Origin of the sequence: Peptostreptococcus anaerobius 653-L (assembly GCF_000178095.1) — a bacterium.
Lineage (GTDB): Bacteria > Bacillota > Clostridia > Peptostreptococcales > Peptostreptococcaceae > Peptostreptococcus > Peptostreptococcus anaerobius.
The window spans coordinates 1-15,396 of record NZ_ADJN01000040.1; the positions used below are offsets into that span (position 1 = coordinate 1).

General features: G+C 34.0%; 17 protein-coding genes. All 17 read left to right on the plus strand.

All coding sequences use genetic code 11. The features are described from left to right. Positions 1 to 92 precede the first annotated feature (92 nt). Positions 93 to 1,484 carry a DNA repair protein RadA gene (gene radA, locus HMPREF0631_RS04215; RefSeq protein WP_002843673.1) on the plus strand — a complete coding sequence of 464 codons (1,392 nt, stop codon included), beginning with the start codon at positions 93 to 95 and terminating at the stop codon, positions 1,482 to 1,484. Between the two features lie 147 nt (positions 1,485 to 1,631). After that, positions 1,632 to 2,711 carry a PIN/TRAM domain-containing protein gene (locus HMPREF0631_RS04220; RefSeq protein WP_002843672.1) on the plus strand — a complete coding sequence of 360 codons (1,080 nt, stop codon included), beginning with the start codon at positions 1,632 to 1,634 and terminating at the stop codon, positions 2,709 to 2,711. Positions 2,712 to 2,784: 73 nt separating this feature from the next. After that, positions 2,785 to 3,348, plus strand: coding sequence for a hypothetical protein (locus HMPREF0631_RS04225; protein ID WP_002843669.1), 564 nt, complete (start codon positions 2,785 to 2,787; stop codon positions 3,346 to 3,348). A gap of 514 nt (positions 3,349 to 3,862) precedes the next feature. Continuing rightward, entirely contained in the window at positions 3,863 to 4,675 is an 813-nt protein-coding gene (locus HMPREF0631_RS04235) for a type I restriction-modification system subunit M (RefSeq protein ID WP_002843675.1), read from the plus strand. Positions 4,676 to 4,734: 59 nt separating this feature from the next. After that, positions 4,735 to 5,586 carry a KilA-N domain-containing protein gene (locus HMPREF0631_RS04240; RefSeq protein ID WP_002843679.1) on the plus strand — a complete coding sequence of 284 codons (852 nt, stop codon included), beginning with the start codon at positions 4,735 to 4,737 and terminating at the stop codon, positions 5,584 to 5,586. A gap of 11 nt (positions 5,587 to 5,597) precedes the next feature. Next, entirely contained in the window at positions 5,598 to 5,879 is a 282-nt protein-coding gene (locus tag HMPREF0631_RS04245; RefSeq protein WP_039866300.1) for a CD1845 family protein, read from the plus strand. Between the two features lie 75 nt (positions 5,880 to 5,954). Further along, positions 5,955 to 6,992 carry a DUF6017 domain-containing protein gene (locus HMPREF0631_RS04250; RefSeq protein WP_002843670.1) on the plus strand — a complete coding sequence of 346 codons (1,038 nt, stop codon included), beginning with the start codon at positions 5,955 to 5,957 and terminating at the stop codon, positions 6,990 to 6,992. Beyond that, positions 6,992 to 7,477 (plus strand): PcfB family protein, encoded by a 486-nt coding sequence (locus tag HMPREF0631_RS04255; RefSeq protein ID WP_002843681.1) that lies wholly within the window; start codon positions 6,992 to 6,994, stop codon positions 7,475 to 7,477. The genes HMPREF0631_RS04250 and HMPREF0631_RS04255 overlap by 1 nt, the downstream gene beginning before the upstream one ends. Beyond that, complete coding sequence (locus tag HMPREF0631_RS04260) at positions 7,474 to 9,255, plus strand: VirD4-like conjugal transfer protein, CD1115 family (RefSeq protein ID WP_002843678.1); 1,782 nt, start codon at positions 7,474 to 7,476, stop codon at positions 9,253 to 9,255. The genes HMPREF0631_RS04255 and HMPREF0631_RS04260 overlap by 4 nt, the downstream gene beginning before the upstream one ends. 100 nt (positions 9,256 to 9,355) lie before the next feature. Continuing rightward, positions 9,356 to 9,967 carry a DUF6037 family protein gene (locus HMPREF0631_RS04265; RefSeq protein WP_002843671.1) on the plus strand — a complete coding sequence of 204 codons (612 nt, stop codon included), beginning with the start codon at positions 9,356 to 9,358 and terminating at the stop codon, positions 9,965 to 9,967. A gap of 73 nt (positions 9,968 to 10,040) precedes the next feature. Next, complete coding sequence (locus HMPREF0631_RS04270) at positions 10,041 to 10,886, plus strand: TIR domain-containing protein (protein WP_002843668.1); 846 nt, start codon at positions 10,041 to 10,043, stop codon at positions 10,884 to 10,886. A 187-nt stretch (positions 10,887 to 11,073) separates the two neighbouring features. Beyond that, positions 11,074 to 11,385: a hypothetical protein gene (locus HMPREF0631_RS04275; RefSeq protein ID WP_002843676.1), complete on the plus strand. Its 312-nt coding sequence runs from the start codon at positions 11,074 to 11,076 to the stop codon at positions 11,383 to 11,385. Positions 11,386 to 11,388: 3 nt separating this feature from the next. Next, on the plus strand, positions 11,389 to 11,604 hold the full coding sequence (locus HMPREF0631_RS04280) for a Maff2 family mobile element protein (protein WP_000394209.1): 216 nt from the start codon (positions 11,389 to 11,391) through the stop codon (positions 11,602 to 11,604). Positions 11,605 to 11,616: 12 nt separating this feature from the next. Beyond that, on the plus strand, positions 11,617 to 12,480 hold the full coding sequence (locus HMPREF0631_RS04285; protein ID WP_002843684.1) for a VirB6/TrbL-like conjugal transfer protein, CD1112 family: 864 nt from the start codon (positions 11,617 to 11,619) through the stop codon (positions 12,478 to 12,480). A 12-nt stretch (positions 12,481 to 12,492) separates the two neighbouring features. Next, positions 12,493 to 12,759 carry a hypothetical protein gene (locus HMPREF0631_RS04290; RefSeq protein ID WP_002843674.1) on the plus strand — a complete coding sequence of 89 codons (267 nt, stop codon included), beginning with the start codon at positions 12,493 to 12,495 and terminating at the stop codon, positions 12,757 to 12,759. Positions 12,760 to 12,762: 3 nt separating this feature from the next. Further along, positions 12,763 to 13,161: a PrgI family protein gene (locus HMPREF0631_RS04295; protein WP_002843677.1), complete on the plus strand. Its 399-nt coding sequence runs from the start codon at positions 12,763 to 12,765 to the stop codon at positions 13,159 to 13,161. Further along, positions 13,064 to 15,396 (plus strand): VirB4-like conjugal transfer ATPase, CD1110 family (locus HMPREF0631_RS04300; protein ID WP_039866301.1); only part of this gene is annotated, 2,333 nt, incomplete at its 3' end. The genes HMPREF0631_RS04295 and HMPREF0631_RS04300, both read left to right, overlap by 98 nt.

A 15,396-nucleotide genomic window follows, 5' to 3' on the forward strand; every position in this document is an offset into this window, starting at 1 on the left:
ATTTGGATTATTGCAAGTTCACATGTGGTATAATAGAAGCTAGAATTTAATTTTTACTTTAAGGTAAATTTAAGGGGGTATTGTTAAAATTTATGGCAAAGATTAGAACTAAGTATGTATGTCAGAACTGTGGCTATGAAAATCCAAAGTGGCTAGGTAAATGTCCAGAGTGTTTGCAGTGGAATACCTTTGTGGAAGAGACAGAGGTAAAGGAGACACCAAAGGAAAAAGCTATCAAGGAAAGAGCCTTGAGGGCATCTATAAAAACTGACACAAAGCCTGTTAAAATCAACTCAATACAGAGCCATAGGGAAGAGAGATTTTCTACAATGATACCTGAACTAGATAGGGTACTGGGTGGCGGAATCATACCGGCTTCATTGATCTTAGTAGGTGGAGATCCTGGTATAGGAAAGTCAACTCTACTTCTTCAAGTGTCCAACAACATAGCTAGATCTGGCAAAAAGCTCTTGTATGTATCTGGTGAAGAAAGTGAAAACCAGATAAAGATGAGGGCCAAAAGACTAGGTGTTGATTCAGATAATCTCTATATATACACAGAAAATAATCTTGCAGCTATAGAGTCTCAAATAGATGATATCAAGCCCGATGCAATTGTAGTGGACTCTATACAGACCATGATATCTCCAGAAATAAATGCAGCTCCTGGAACTGTAAGCCAGATAAAAGAAGGTACTTCAAAGTTTATGAATATATCCAAGTCAAAGGGTATCTCTACTTTTATAGTGGGCCATGTAACAAAGGAAGGATCCCTAGCCGGTCCCAAACTTCTTGAACACATGGTGGATACCGTCTTGTATTTTGAGGGTGAAAGATATAATACCTATAGGCTTCTTAGGGCAGTTAAAAATAGGTTTGGTTCAACAAATGAACTTGGTGTATTTGAGATGAAGGCAAATGGACTTGAAGAGTTAGAAAATCCATCCAAGGTACTAATATCTGAAAAGCCAAGTGATGCATCTGGTTCTGTAATAGTATCAACTGTTGAAGGTACAAGGTCTATGTTACTTGAACTCCAGGCCCTTGTTGCGACAACCAATTTCGGTTATCCAAGGAGGACGACAACCGGTGTAGACAACAATAGGGTAGCCCTTATCTTGGCAGTGCTTGAAAAAGTTGTCGGTCTTCAAATTCAAAACCAGGATGTATTTGTAAATATTATAGGTGGTCTAAAGATAAATGATCCATCTATGGACCTAGGAATCGCATTGGCAGTAGCTTCTAGTTTCAAGAACATACCTATAGATGCAAGTGTGGTTGTCACAGGGGAAATAGGTCTTACTGGAGAGGTCAGAACAGTGAGTTTCATTGAAAAAAGAATAATAGAATGTGAAAAATTAGGTTTCAAAAAGATGATTATACCTAGAGGAAACTACTTAAATGAATTCAAAAAAGAATATAGTCTAGAGATTGTTCCGGTGTCTAATTTAAGACAGGCCATGTATGCCTTGATGGGCAACTAGTTGGATAAGTTATTGGGCTTGGAAAAATCAGTTTTTTCTAAAGTTTGATCATGAAATATTTATAGGCTAAGCTAAAAACAAGCTTTTTGGTCTATATTATAGTCAAGGTTTTATAATTAAAACAATATTTTAATAGGAGGTGAAATAATGTTAGCAAAACTAAGAAGGTTTGTATTTGCTCTAGTAGGGTTTGCACTTACGACTACGATTTACCTATCGCTAACACCAGAGATGTCCTTTATAAAAGACCTACATACCAAGTATGGTTATTGGGGCGGTATAGCATTAGGAATTGTAGTTGGAGTAATATTCTTTTTATTGGAGCCGATTGCTAGCAAGCAATTAAAAAAGATAAGTAAGAAATTCGACAAGGAGTTGTCAGTATATTCTCAGGTAGATATTATACTTGGGTCGGTGGGATTATTATTGGGATTCTTTATTGCTTTCTTTGTCAGTAAATTATTGGAAAACTTGTATATAGTTGGACCGGTACTATCTATTATATCATACATTATATTTGGACTTATAGGAATCAGGATAGGCGTAAGAAGCAAGAACGAGTTGGCTAATTTATTTAAACTAAGACAGCAGGGTGAGAAGAAAGAATCTGAAAAACACAAAAAGTTGAAGAGAAATATTCCACCTAAGGTATTGGATACATCTGTAATAATAGATGGTAGAATAGCCGATATCTGCAAGACAGGTTTTATAGAGGGTAAGCTTGTTATACCTCAGTTTGTCCTTGATGAGCTAAGACACATAGCAGATTCAGCCGATGACCTTAAGAGGGTCAGGGGTAGAAGGGGTCTTGATATACTAAACGAGATCCAAGAAGATGGTTCAATAGAAGTAGAGGTAACCAACCAAGACTTTGATGATATAGCAGAGGTTGACATCAAGCTTTTAAGATTGGCATCAGTCCTAAAGGGCAAGGTAGTTACAAATGACTTCAACTTAAATAAGGTAGCCCAGGTTCAGGGTGTTGAGGTCTTGAATATAAACGAACTTGCTAATGCGGTCAAGCCAATAGCTATACCTGGTGAAGAGATGTTGATTACAATAGTTAAAGAAGGCAAGGAAAACCAACAGGGTGTTGCCTACCTTGACGATGGTACTATGATAGTAGTAGAGAATGGTAAGAAGTTTATCAATGAAACTAGGACAGTAGTAGTAACTTCAATACTTCAGACTCCAGCAGGTAGGATGATATTCGCCAAGGTCAAGTAGTTCTATGAATTAAGACAATCATAAGACATTCAAGTTTTAAATTTGAAATAGAGTTAAATAGATAAGGAGAAGAATGTTTATATTAGAATTATACCAAGATGGAATGAGCACAGAGCTAGGACTATTTGACACCATAGAAGAAGGAAGAAAATTTGTATCTCAACTTAAAGGATACAAATTTGAAGAAATAGACGGATTTGAATACGAAACTATAAAGCTAGATTCAATCTCAGACTACATGGAACTAGAAATAAATGGCAACATAGTACCACTAACTAAGCTTATGTTTACAGGAGATGGCGATGTAGAAGTATATTGGAAAGAAATTCCAAACCTATCTAAAAAAGGAAAAGGAATCGTAGAAGGTGCAACTAGAGTGGATGCCTACACAGTAGCGAATTCAGATTTAAGAGAATATATAAAAGCGAGAGAAAATAATTATTTAGAAGTAAAGAAAAATCTAGAAAAGAAAGGCTACCAAGTAGAAAGAGCCTACTTAGGTTCAGAAGACGGAGAAGCAATCCTATTTAGAAAAAAAGATTCAGAAGACTGGCACTTATTAACCCATATGGATCCAGAATTCACGGAAGAATTTGATTTAGATGAATGTTTAGAAATGCTAGAAGAAGATAATTAAATTGAAATCTAAAAGCCACCACTCGGTGGCTTTTTATTTCCAAATTGTATTTTTTCTATTTAATTTAGAAATAAAAGCTTTGTTCCTCTTTTTTCCTTTCTAACTATCTAAGGGAGTTTGAAAGATATTTTTCCGGCTAAATTTGAATTTTTTCAGAAAAAAGTTTTCAAATGCTCTATAAATTTTGTCCTTCTACTAGGTAGCTTTAGGAGATAGTAAAAATTATTATTATATGGTATAATAACGCTATATTATTGAAATGTTTACGCAAGGAGATGCATAATGGGATTTACAGATGAAATTAAAAGAATTAGACAATGATGCTTTCTTTCGCAGCAAGACTTTGCTAAAGGAATTAAAGTGGCATTTTCTACTGTGAATAGATAGGAAGGTGGCAAAGCAAAGCCTAACCTTAATGCTATGAAAAATATAACAGAGTTCTGCCTAGAATATGATGTTGATTATGCAGGCGTTGAAGAGGCATGGCTTGATTTTGAAGTGGAGGGAAAAAATAATGTCTATTGATAATAAGAAAGAACAGGAACGTGATGAACTTCACAGAGCAATATGGGCAATTGCAGATGAACTTCGTGGTGCTGTAGATGGATGGGATTTCAAAAACTATATACTTGGTACTATGTTCTATAGATATATTTCTGAAAATATTACTAACTACATCAACGAAGGAGAAATTGAAGCAGGAAATAGCGATTTTGATTTTGCAAAGATTTCTGATGAGATGGCCAAAGAGGCAAGAGAAGGACTTGTTGAGGAGAAAGGCTTTTTCATTCTTCCTTCTGAACTATTTTGTAATGTAAGGGCAAAAGCCAAGGATAATGAAAATCTGAATGAAACACTTGAAAAGGTATTCCGTCACATAGAGGAATCTGCAAAAGGCAGTGAATCAGAATCCGACTTTGCAGGTTTATTTGATGATTTTGATGTAAACAGTAATAAACTTGGCTCTACTGTTGCAAAGAGAAATGAAAAACTTTGTAAACTCCTTGACGGTGTGGCGGATATGAATCTTGGAAATGTTAAGGATCACGATATTGATGCGTTTGGAGATGCCTATGAATATCTTATGACAATGTATGCATCAAATGCTGGTAAATCGGGTGGAGAGTTCTTTACGCCTGCTGATGTATCAGAGCTTCTTACAAGACTTGGTACAGTTGGAAAAACTGAAATCAACAAGGTGTATGATCCAGCTTGCGGGTTTCGTGTCATAATAATGACACAGGCAAATAGTCAAGTAAATACAAGGGTTTTAGAGCTTCTACCAAAGTTTAAAATTAAAAAAATGAATCGTTGGTGTGCTGTTTAGAGCAGTTATTACGATAATAAATGTTGTAAACAGTACATCAGCATAAAGGAGGAACTCGTATGTCTAAGGCGAAAAAAGAGACGATTGAAGCAAAAGGTTTTGCTATTCAAATTTATACTGAAGACTTTAAAAATGACTATATAAGTCTTACGGATATTGCAAGATACAAAAATGTGCATGAACCTAAAGATGTTGTTAAAAACTGGCTAAGAGTAAGAGATACAATTGAATTCCTTGGTCTCTGGGAGACGATTCACAATCCTAATTTTAAAGGGGTCGAATTCGACTCCTTTAGAAAGGAAGCAGGAACAAATGCATTTACATTATCACCTCAAAGATGGATTGAAAATACAAATGCTATCGGTATTGTTTCTAAATCTGGGAGAGGCGGAGGAACATTTGCTCATCCTGATATAGCAATGGAATTTGCTTCATGGATTTCAGCAGAGTTTAAGCTCTATTTAATCCAAGACTATAAGAGACTTAAATCAGATGAAAATTCAAGATTGTCACTGGGATGGAATCTGAATCGAGAAATTTCCAAGATCAACTATAAAATTCATACGGATGCAATCAAAGAGTATCTCTTAAAGGATCTTACCAACGAACAGCTAGCCTATAAGTACGCAAGTGAAGCAGATATGCTAAATGTTGCTTTATTTAACAAAAGAGCGAAACAGTGGCGTGAAGAAAATCCTGACTTAAAGGGTAACATGAGAGACTATGCAAGTCTAAATGAGTTGTTGGTGCTTGCGAATATGGAAAGCTATAATGCAGTTCTTATTGGAAAAGGTATGGAGCAAAAAGAAAGAATGATAGAACTTAGAAAGCTTGCCAGAACTCAGCTGATGTCAATTGAAAAGTTGAACAATACAGGAATTAAGAGCTTAGAAGATAAGTCAAAGAAATAGAGAGGTCTGTTATGAGATGGGCATTGAAAATTATCTTATTTCCAATAATATTGATCTTGTCGATACTAATTGCTTTTCTAAAATTTATTATAAAAGTTAGTGGAATGATTTTAGGTATAATATCTTTTCTAGTATTTATTGGAGCAGTAGCTTGCTTCATACAAAAAGATATGGCAACAGGAATGGTAGCATTACTTCTAGCATTCTTAATCAGTCCTTATGGGCTACCTAAAATTGCACTGTGGATTACAGCATACCTTGAAGTAGCGAAAGATACATTAAGGGAAATATAAGAGAGAGTTAAGACGATGGAATATAAATCTATCGTCTTTTTCTATGCCTAAATTTAAGCGAAAGGAGGCGATGATATGAGTATGTATTTATTTGATGAACAACCAATACTGGCAAATAAAGCATTAGCCAGAGAACTAGGTTTAAATGAAGCTCTTGTGCTTCAACAAATAAATTACTGGATTGAGATAAATAAGAAGTCTGGTAACAATTATCATGATGGCAAGTATTGGACATATAACTCAATAAGAGCATGGCAAGAAAAAAATTTCGATTATTTAAGTGTTGATACAGTAAAGAGAACTTTTTCTAAGCTTGAAAAAGCGGGATATCTTTTAGTTGGGAACTATAATAAAGATCCTAGAGACAAAACGAAGTGGTACACAATAAATGACAAGAAATTAGAAGAACTTTATCTCGAATTAAATCAAAGAAAACAAGAGAAAGAAAGAGAAATAATAGAACAAGTAAGTAAAAGAGATATGCCTAATGCATTAGGGCAAAATGCACCAATGGAAGAGGGCAAAATCAACCAATGCAATGAGGCATTTAGCACCGATGCATTTGATGAAAATCTACCAGTGCATTATGGCAACTTGCATGAACCATTACCAGAGATTACTACAAATAATTCATCAAAGATTACTTCATATATTTCTACAGAGAATTCCTCCCACCAACCCATCTATGAAAAAGACACATTTTATTCAAGGGACGGAATGGAGGAAGGATGTAAAGAAATAAAATCATATAAATCTTGTTTAGAAGAATTAAGAGAAAGTACAGGATATAATGAACACATGAAGCTGGGTAATAAGATTACTGCTAAAACCTTTGATGAAATAATTAAAGTTTTAGCTGATGTTATGGTGTTAAATGGAGATGATATAGTCACAATAAATCAAACAAAATTACCAGCATATGTTGTTCAAGAGAGATTTAGAGAATTAGATTCTTCACATATGGAGTATCTTGTAAATGCTTTATCAGAGAATGAATCAAAAATAAGGAATGTAAGAGCATTTATTTTAACGGCAGCATATAATGCCCCAAGCAATATGGATGCCTATTATACAGCACTTGTTAGTTATGATATGAGGGAAGGAGGTTACTAATGATAAATGAAGAAATTTCTAATAGAGTAGTTAATATTGAAGTGAATGTCTTAAAGGCAACCTGCCAAGAAATCTTAAGCCAGGTAAAGAAGTTACAACAGAGGTCAAAACAACATGGTGGCTTAGATAAACTTATCAAGGCTGAGGGAAATGAAATCAAACTAAAAGATATGGTTAAGAAAGGTCAGCTTGAAGAAATCAATGTTAAAGATGGTGAATTAAAAGAACTAAAAAAAGAATTGAATAAACATGGTGTTAAATTCTCAGTGATGAAAGATAAGGAGACAGGAACACATTCAGTATTTTTTCAAGCAAAAGATACTAAGGTTTTAAACAAAGCATTTCAAAATGTTCTTTCTAAAATTGAGAAAAAAGAGAAAAATAAGGAGTCAATTCACAAAAATATTGAGAAGTTCAAGGAGATGGCAAAGAACACTGTTTCTAAAGATAAAGTCAAGAATAAACAAAAGGAGCAGAGCCTATGATAGATAAGATACTAAAAGACATCAAAGGCTTATTTAAGGTGCAAGATAAGGCAAAGTTGCTAAAGCAGAATATTCCCTATCTTGCATTTTTCTATGTTGGAAACATCTTCTCTCACCATGTAAGAGCCTATACAGGTGGAGATGTGATAGACAAAATCTTTCAAGGAATATTAGAACTTAATACTATGAGCTTTATTCCAAGCATTCATGTGGCTGATATTTTAATGGGCGTAGGAGTAGCAGTTTTAATTAAATTTATAGTCTATACCAAAGGGAAAAATGCTAAAAAGTTCAGACAGGGGAAAGAGTATGGATCAGCCCGATGGGGAACGAGAAAAGATATAGAGCCGTATGTGGATGAAAAGTTCCAAAACAATATCTTGCTTACTCAAACTGAGCGATTAACCATGAATGGCAGACCGGCAAATCCAAAGTATGCGAGAAATAAGAATGTGCTTGTTATAGGTGGTTCTGGTTCAGGAAAGACAAGATTTTATGTAAAGCCAAATCTAATGCAAATGCACTCATCATATTGTGTAACAGATCCTAAGGGAACGATAGTCATTGAGTGTGGCAAGATGCTTGAAGATAATGGCTATGAGATAAAAATCTTAAATACCATCAACTTCAAAAAGAGCATGAAGTATAATCCATTCGCCTACCTTAGAAGTGAAAAAGATATACTCAAATTAGTGCAGACAATCATTGCAAACACAAAGGGAGAGGGTGAAAAAGCAGGTGAGGATTTTTGGGTGAAAGCAGAAAAACTCTACTATACAGCTCTTATTGGATATATCTTCTATGAAGCTCCAAGAGAAGAAAAGAACTTTGCAACGCTCCTTGATATGATAGACGCTTCGGAAGTAAGGGAAGATGACGAAACATACATGAATCCGATAGACAGACTCTTTGAAGCATTGGAAAAGAAAGAGCCTACGCACTTTGCAGTCAAGCAATATAAGAAATATAAACTGGCAGCAGGAAAAACAGCAAAGTCTATTCTTATTTCATGTGGTGCAAGGCTTGCTCCTTTTGATATTCAAGAGCTTAGGGACTTGATGAAAGAAGATGAACTTGAGCTTGATACACTGGGAGATAGAAAGACAGCACTTTTTGTTATTATCTCTGATACAGATGATACCTTTAATTTTGTGGTGTCTATTATGTATTCGCAGTTATTTAACTTGCTTTGTGATAAGGCGGATGATGAATATGGAGGACGATTACCTGTTCATGTAAGGTGCTTGCTTGATGAGTTTGCAAACATTGGCTTAATTCCGAAGTTTGAGAAGTTAATAGCGACAATCCGTTCAAGAGAGATTTCAGCGAGTATTATCTTGCAGGCACAATCTCAGCTAAAGGCAATCTACAAGGATAATGCAGATACGATTGTAGGCAACTGCGATAGCACTTTATTTCTTGGTGGAAAGGAAAAGACAACACTTAAAGAACTGTCTGAAACACTGGGTAAAGAAACCATAGATCTGTATAACACATCGGAAACAAGATCTAATGCCAATAGTTATGGACTGAATTACCAAAAGACAGGAAAAGAATTGATGAGCCAAGACGAGATAACAGTTATGGATGGCAGTAAATGTATTTTTCAGCTTCGAGGGGTCAGACCGTTTTTATCAGATAAATTCGATATTACAAAGCATAAGAACTACAAGCTCTTGGAGGACTATGATAAGAAGAATGTGTTTGATATTGAAGAATACATTAGAAGAAAAGGCAAAGTTAAGATGAATAGAAATACAGTAATTACAAGATTGTAATATTTTCTGTTATAGCTTTATGTGGAATGGGTATATTTGGTATAATAATATATATACATTTTAAAATATTAGATAATATATCTTGATGAGGTGACAAACTATGCTAGAAAACTTAAAGTTATTAAAGCAGGATATGGAAAGGCTTGATTGGACAATATGTAGTTTTATTTTTAACTACAAGGGCATTGAGTATATCGTTTTAGTAAAAAGATTTGTTGAAAATGAACCAAGAGAAAATAAATATGCATTGGTAAAATTACATTTTATGAGATCAAATGATTTGACAAATGATTTGGTTTGTGAAGCAAATAGTCATAGTTTATTAGTAGATACAAGAACTATGAGAGAATACTTTGAAATAGAATATGCAGAAAATTTAGGTGACATATTAAGTCAGTTTACTGATTATTTTGGACGTTATATTCCTATTAGTGTTCCAAACCATATTTCTGAAATAGAAAAAATATCTATGGTAAATTCACTAAGTATAAGTGATGCAGAAGATCCAAGAAAGATATATTGTAGGAATGTAAAGAGAAATCCAGAGGGGCAAAAAAGAAGCATGTTTAATGCAGATAAAGCAAAGTTTTTAAGAAAATCATTGTTTGAGCATTTTAAGAATGATAAGAGTGTAAGCTTTTGTTTTTCAATATATCCAGAAAAGGAAAATGATGATGCAGAAATATTGAAGAAATTTGCAATAAATAATTGATTATAATCTAGTTGATATAGCGACATAATAACATGATTTATTATTTTATATTTTGTGAAAGGAGTATTTGTAATTGTATTATCAAGTTTTAGTTGAAATTAAAGAAAAGATTGGCAAGTCAAATCAAAATAAAGAAATTACAGTTTTAGATGTGGAATCAAGGGATGAGGTGTTAAATGATATAGTCATTCCATATCTTAACAATGAGGAATTTGTTTTTAATGGTTATATGTTAAATAAACGAGAAATAAATAGACTGAAGGTAATGACAACGGAGCAAACAGTTAGGTCGTTATCTCAATATGAAAATGATAATATGCCACAGGGACTTATAATGTATGTGTCACCGAATGACATACTTACATATGATAAATATGTAACTGACGTAACCAAAGAATTACTTGATGAAGGTAAGAAAACACAACATACAATATTGGATAGGCATAAAGATGAAATAATAGAAAAAGATAAAAATAAAAATAAAGTGTTTATTGTTCATGGAAGAGATAATGAAACTAAGCAAGAAGTTGCACGTTTCATAGAAAAGATTGGATTTGAACCAATCATATTACACGAACAGTCAAGTTCGGGTATGACTATCATTGAAAAAATAGAAAAATACACAAATGTTGGTTTTGGAATTGTACTATATACTCCGTGTGATAAAGGTTACGAAAAAGATAGTCCTAAGGAGATAAAGAGTAGAGCAAGACAGAACGTGGTTTTTGAACATGGATTTTTAATTTCTAAATTGGGAAGAAATAATGTATGTGCTTTAGTAAAAGATGACATTGAAAAACCGAATGATATATCAGGGGTTGTTTATATAACTTTTGATAGTAATGGCGGGTGGAAAATACCACTTGCAAAAGAAATGAAAAGTTCTGGATATGAAGTGGATTTCAATCTGTTTATGTAATTATAGTAATGTTTTAAGCAGTAAGTCTAAAAGATAGATTTGCTGCTTTTTTATTACTCAAAATCAGGAGGAAAGATGGTAAGGATAAGAAGTCCCACTAAGGAAAACTAAATAGCAAGAGTATCAGCGATTGGAAAAGAAAAACTCCGGTCGCTTTTTTTATTGAAAAGAAAAGGAGAAATTTTTAATGAAGCAAGGAATGATTAACATCAACGCCAATTTATTGGCAGAACCAACTTTTTCGAGTTTTGACAAAGATGGAGAAGCTGTTGAGGTTGCAAACTTCACGCTTGTAAAAAAGTATGGAAAAGGTAAAGAATATATCAATTGTGCAGCCTATGGAGAAAAGGCAGAAACAGCAAAAGCCTTTGAAAAGGGCGATTTGATCCATATCTTTGGATACTTTAAGAAGCGTGAAAAAGATGGAAAGACTTACAAAAATTTTGTTGTGAAGTCATATAACAAGATTGAAAAGAAAGAAGAAAACGAGGAGGAATAAATCATGGAATTTTTTACACAGGCGGTAAATGTATTAAAGATTTTAGTTATGGCAGTAGGTGCAGGACTTGGAGCATGGGGAGTTATTAACCTGATGGAAGGTTATGGAAATGATAATCCGGGTGCAAAATCTCAGGGTATTAAGCAGTTAATGGCTGGAGGAGGCATCGTTCTAATCGGCTTAAAACTAATTCCATTACTTTCAAATGTATTGAAGTAAGGAGAGTAGCCTATGTTTGGTATTTTCGATAAGATAGAGGAATTTTTTAAAGAGTTTCTTCTCGGAGGTATCCAAGCAAATCTTGAGTCAATGTTTATCGACATTAATGATAAAGTCGGAGCAGTTGCAACTGATATAGGAAAGACACCAATGGGATGGAACTCGGAGGTATTTAACTTTATTAAGAGTATCAATGATAGTGTCATTATTCCAATTGCAGGGTTAATCATTACGGCAGTTTTATGTATTGAGCTTATCAATATGGTTATGCAAAAGAACAATATGCACGATACAGATACCTTTGAGTTTTTTAAATACATGATAAAGATGTGGATAGCGGTGTGGTTAGTATCTCATGCCTTTACATTTTCAATGGCAGTCTTTGATGTTGCACAACATCTTGTAAATCAGGCGGCAGGAGTAATCAATACTTCTGCCACCGTTTCAGGTGATCAAATTGTTAAGATGGTTGAGGGATTAAAAGACAAAGGACTTGGGGAGTTGGTCATGATACTCTTTGAAACCTCGCTTGTTAAAGTTGCAATACAGGTTATGTCGGTAGTCATTATGCTAGTTGTCTATGGCAGAATGTTTGAGATATATGTTTACTGTTCGGTTTCAGCAATTCCGTTTGCCACTATGGGAAATAAGGAGTGGGGACAAATTGGAACAAACTATATCAAAGGTCTATTTGCTATTGGACTTCAAGGCTTATTCTTGATTATATGCTTGGGTATTTACGCAGTTTTAGTAAAGACGATAAAGATAACGGACATTCATGCAAGTACCTTTATGATATTAGGCTATGCATTACTTCTTGGTCTAATGATGCTAAAGAGTGGAACGCTTGCAAAGAGTGTATTAAACGCACATTAAGGAGGATTTTTAATGATAGAAGTAAAGAAAAAGTTGTTTCCTGTTTCAATTATTGCAGTAGGAATTGGAGCATTTGCTATCTCGATTTTTAACAGGAACAAATTAAAGAATTTAGAAGATGAAGTAAAAAGTACAAGAGATGATGTGAAATCTATTCTTTGTTATCAAGAGCAGAAAAATGCACTAATTGAATCGGAATTAGAAGATATGAGAAATGAAGTTGCTTCATGCTATGAGCATTTTGAAGTATTTTCAAAGGAAAAAGAAGATGGGAGGTAAGCTATGGGCTATGTACCAATTCCCAAGGATTTAAAAAAGGTAAAAACAAAGGTAGCCTTTAATCTTACAAGAAGACAATTAATTGGATTTACACTTGCTGGACTGGTTGGTATACCAGTCTATTTATTTATGAGAAAGTTTATGCCAAATGATATAGCGATACTTTTTTTAATTGTATCAACGCTTCCAATCTTCTTTGTAACACTATTTGAAAAAGATGGACTTACCTTTGAGAAATATTTTAAGCACATATATCTACACAAGTTTTATCAACCACAGAAACGAGTGAGAAAGGAGGTTTACCTTGAACAAGAAAAGAAAAATACAGCAAATTCAGTTAGAACAAAATCAAAAGGTATTAAAGGAAAACAAAAGAAACCTGAAAAAAGAAAAGCTGACTAAGCAGAAGAAAAAAGCTTCTTTGATTTACTTAATATTTAAGAAAGAGCCTAAGAGATATACTGTTGAAGACACAATACCTTATATGAGAATGCTGAAAAGTGGGATATGTCAGCTTGATGAAAAGCACTTTAATAAGTGTATTGCATTTCAGGATATAAACTATCAGCTTGCATTAGAAGAAGATAAGGATTTGATTTTCAATCAATTTGCGAATGTCTTAAATTCTTTTGATCCAAGTGTAGATATTGAGTTTTCATATATCAATCAGCTTGGAAGAAATAATGAATTAAAAGCAGCTATTCAGATACCGGATAAAAATGATGGTTATGATGATATTCGATTAGAGTTTCGTGAGATGTTAAAAAGTCAGCTTGCAAAGGGAAACAATGGGCTAAAGAAATCGAAGTATATTACTTTTGGAGTGGAAGCGGATAGTTTGGAGCAAGCGACTGCAAAACTTGAAAGGCTAGAGATTGATATATTATCAAATCTAAAGAGTATGGGAGTTCGTGCTGAGGGCTTAACTGGAACAGAAAGACTAAAAGTCTTACATGATATTTTAAATCCAGATAAGCTCTTTTCTTTTTCATATAAAGACTTAAAACCAAGAGAAAGTACAAAGACGGTGATTACACCAGATTCTTTTAATTTTGTACCGAGTAAGTATTTTAAGTTTGGAAAATATATTGGAGCAGTAAGTCATCTTCAAATACTTGCAAGTGAGCTATCGGATAGAATGCTTGCAGAATTTTTAGATATAGATGATAACATCAATATTTCTTTTCATATCAAGGCAGTTGAGCAGACAGAAGCTATTAAGATGGTGAAAAGAAAAAATACAGATATTGATAAGATGAAAATTGAGGAGAATAAAAAGGCAGTTAGAAGTGGCTATGATATGGACATCTTGCCAAGTGATTTAATTACCTATGGTGATAATATCAAGATGCTTTTAAAAGATCTCCAGACAAGAGATGAGCGTATGTTTATCGTAACGATTGTCTTTATGAATTTTGCAAGGACAGTACAAAAACTCGATACGACTATTTCTCAGATTTCATCTATTGCAAGTAAGCATAACTGTAAGATTAAACGCTTAGATCATAGTCAAGAACAAGGCTTTGTAAGTGTATTACCACTTGGAGTAAATAAGATTGAAATAGATAGAGGGTTAACCTCATCATCAACAGCAGTCTTCTTACCATTTACAACAGAGGAACTTTTTATAAACTCATCAAACAGCTTGTACTACGGATTAAATGCCTTAAGCCATAATCTTATTATGGCGGATAGAAAAATGCTTAAAAATCCAAATGGATTGATTCTAGGTACGCCTGGTTCTGGTAAGTCCTTTTCTGCCAAGCGTGAAATGGCAAATGCTATTCTTACAACCGATGATGATGTCATTATCTGTGATCCAGAAGGAGAGTATGGAAACCTTGTAAAACAGTTTAAGGGAGAAGTTATTAAGGTTAGTGCAAAGAGCAAAGACTATCTAAATCCACTAGATATAAATATGAACTATGGAGATGGAGACGCACCACTTAAGGATAAGGCAAATTTTATTATGTCTATGCTTGAACTTGTTGTAGGCGGTAGTGGTCTTACGGCAGAAGAAAAATCTGTTATAGATAGGTGCTTACCAAGAATTTATGAGAAGTATTTTGAAAATCCAATACCAGAAAATATGCCTATACTTCAAGACCTTTACAATATGTTAAAAGGGCAAGAAGAAAAGGTAGGAAAGAAACTTGCAACAGAAATGGAAATCTATGTTTCAGGAAGTCTTAATGTCTTTAATCATCAGTCAAATGTGGACTTAAATAAGCAGCTTATTTGTTTTGACATTAAAGAACTTGGAACACAGCTTAAGAAGATAGGTATGCTTGTTATTCAAGACCAGGTTTGGAATAAGGTTTCTCAAAACAGAAATACCGGCAAAAGCACAAGGTATTACATTGACGAGTTTCACTTGCTTTTAAAGGATGAACAGACTTCACAGTATTCGGTGGAAATCTGGAAGAGATTTAGAAAATGGGGAGGTATTCCAACAGGAATTACACAGAATGTTAAAGACCTACTTGCAAGTAAAGAAATTGAAAATATTTTCGACAATACGGATTTTATTCTAATGCTTAATCAAGCAACAGGTGATAGAGACTGGCTTGTTGTAAAGCTTAAAATTTCAAAGGATCAGGAAAAATTCGTCACCAATTCAAGAGCTGGTGAAGGTCT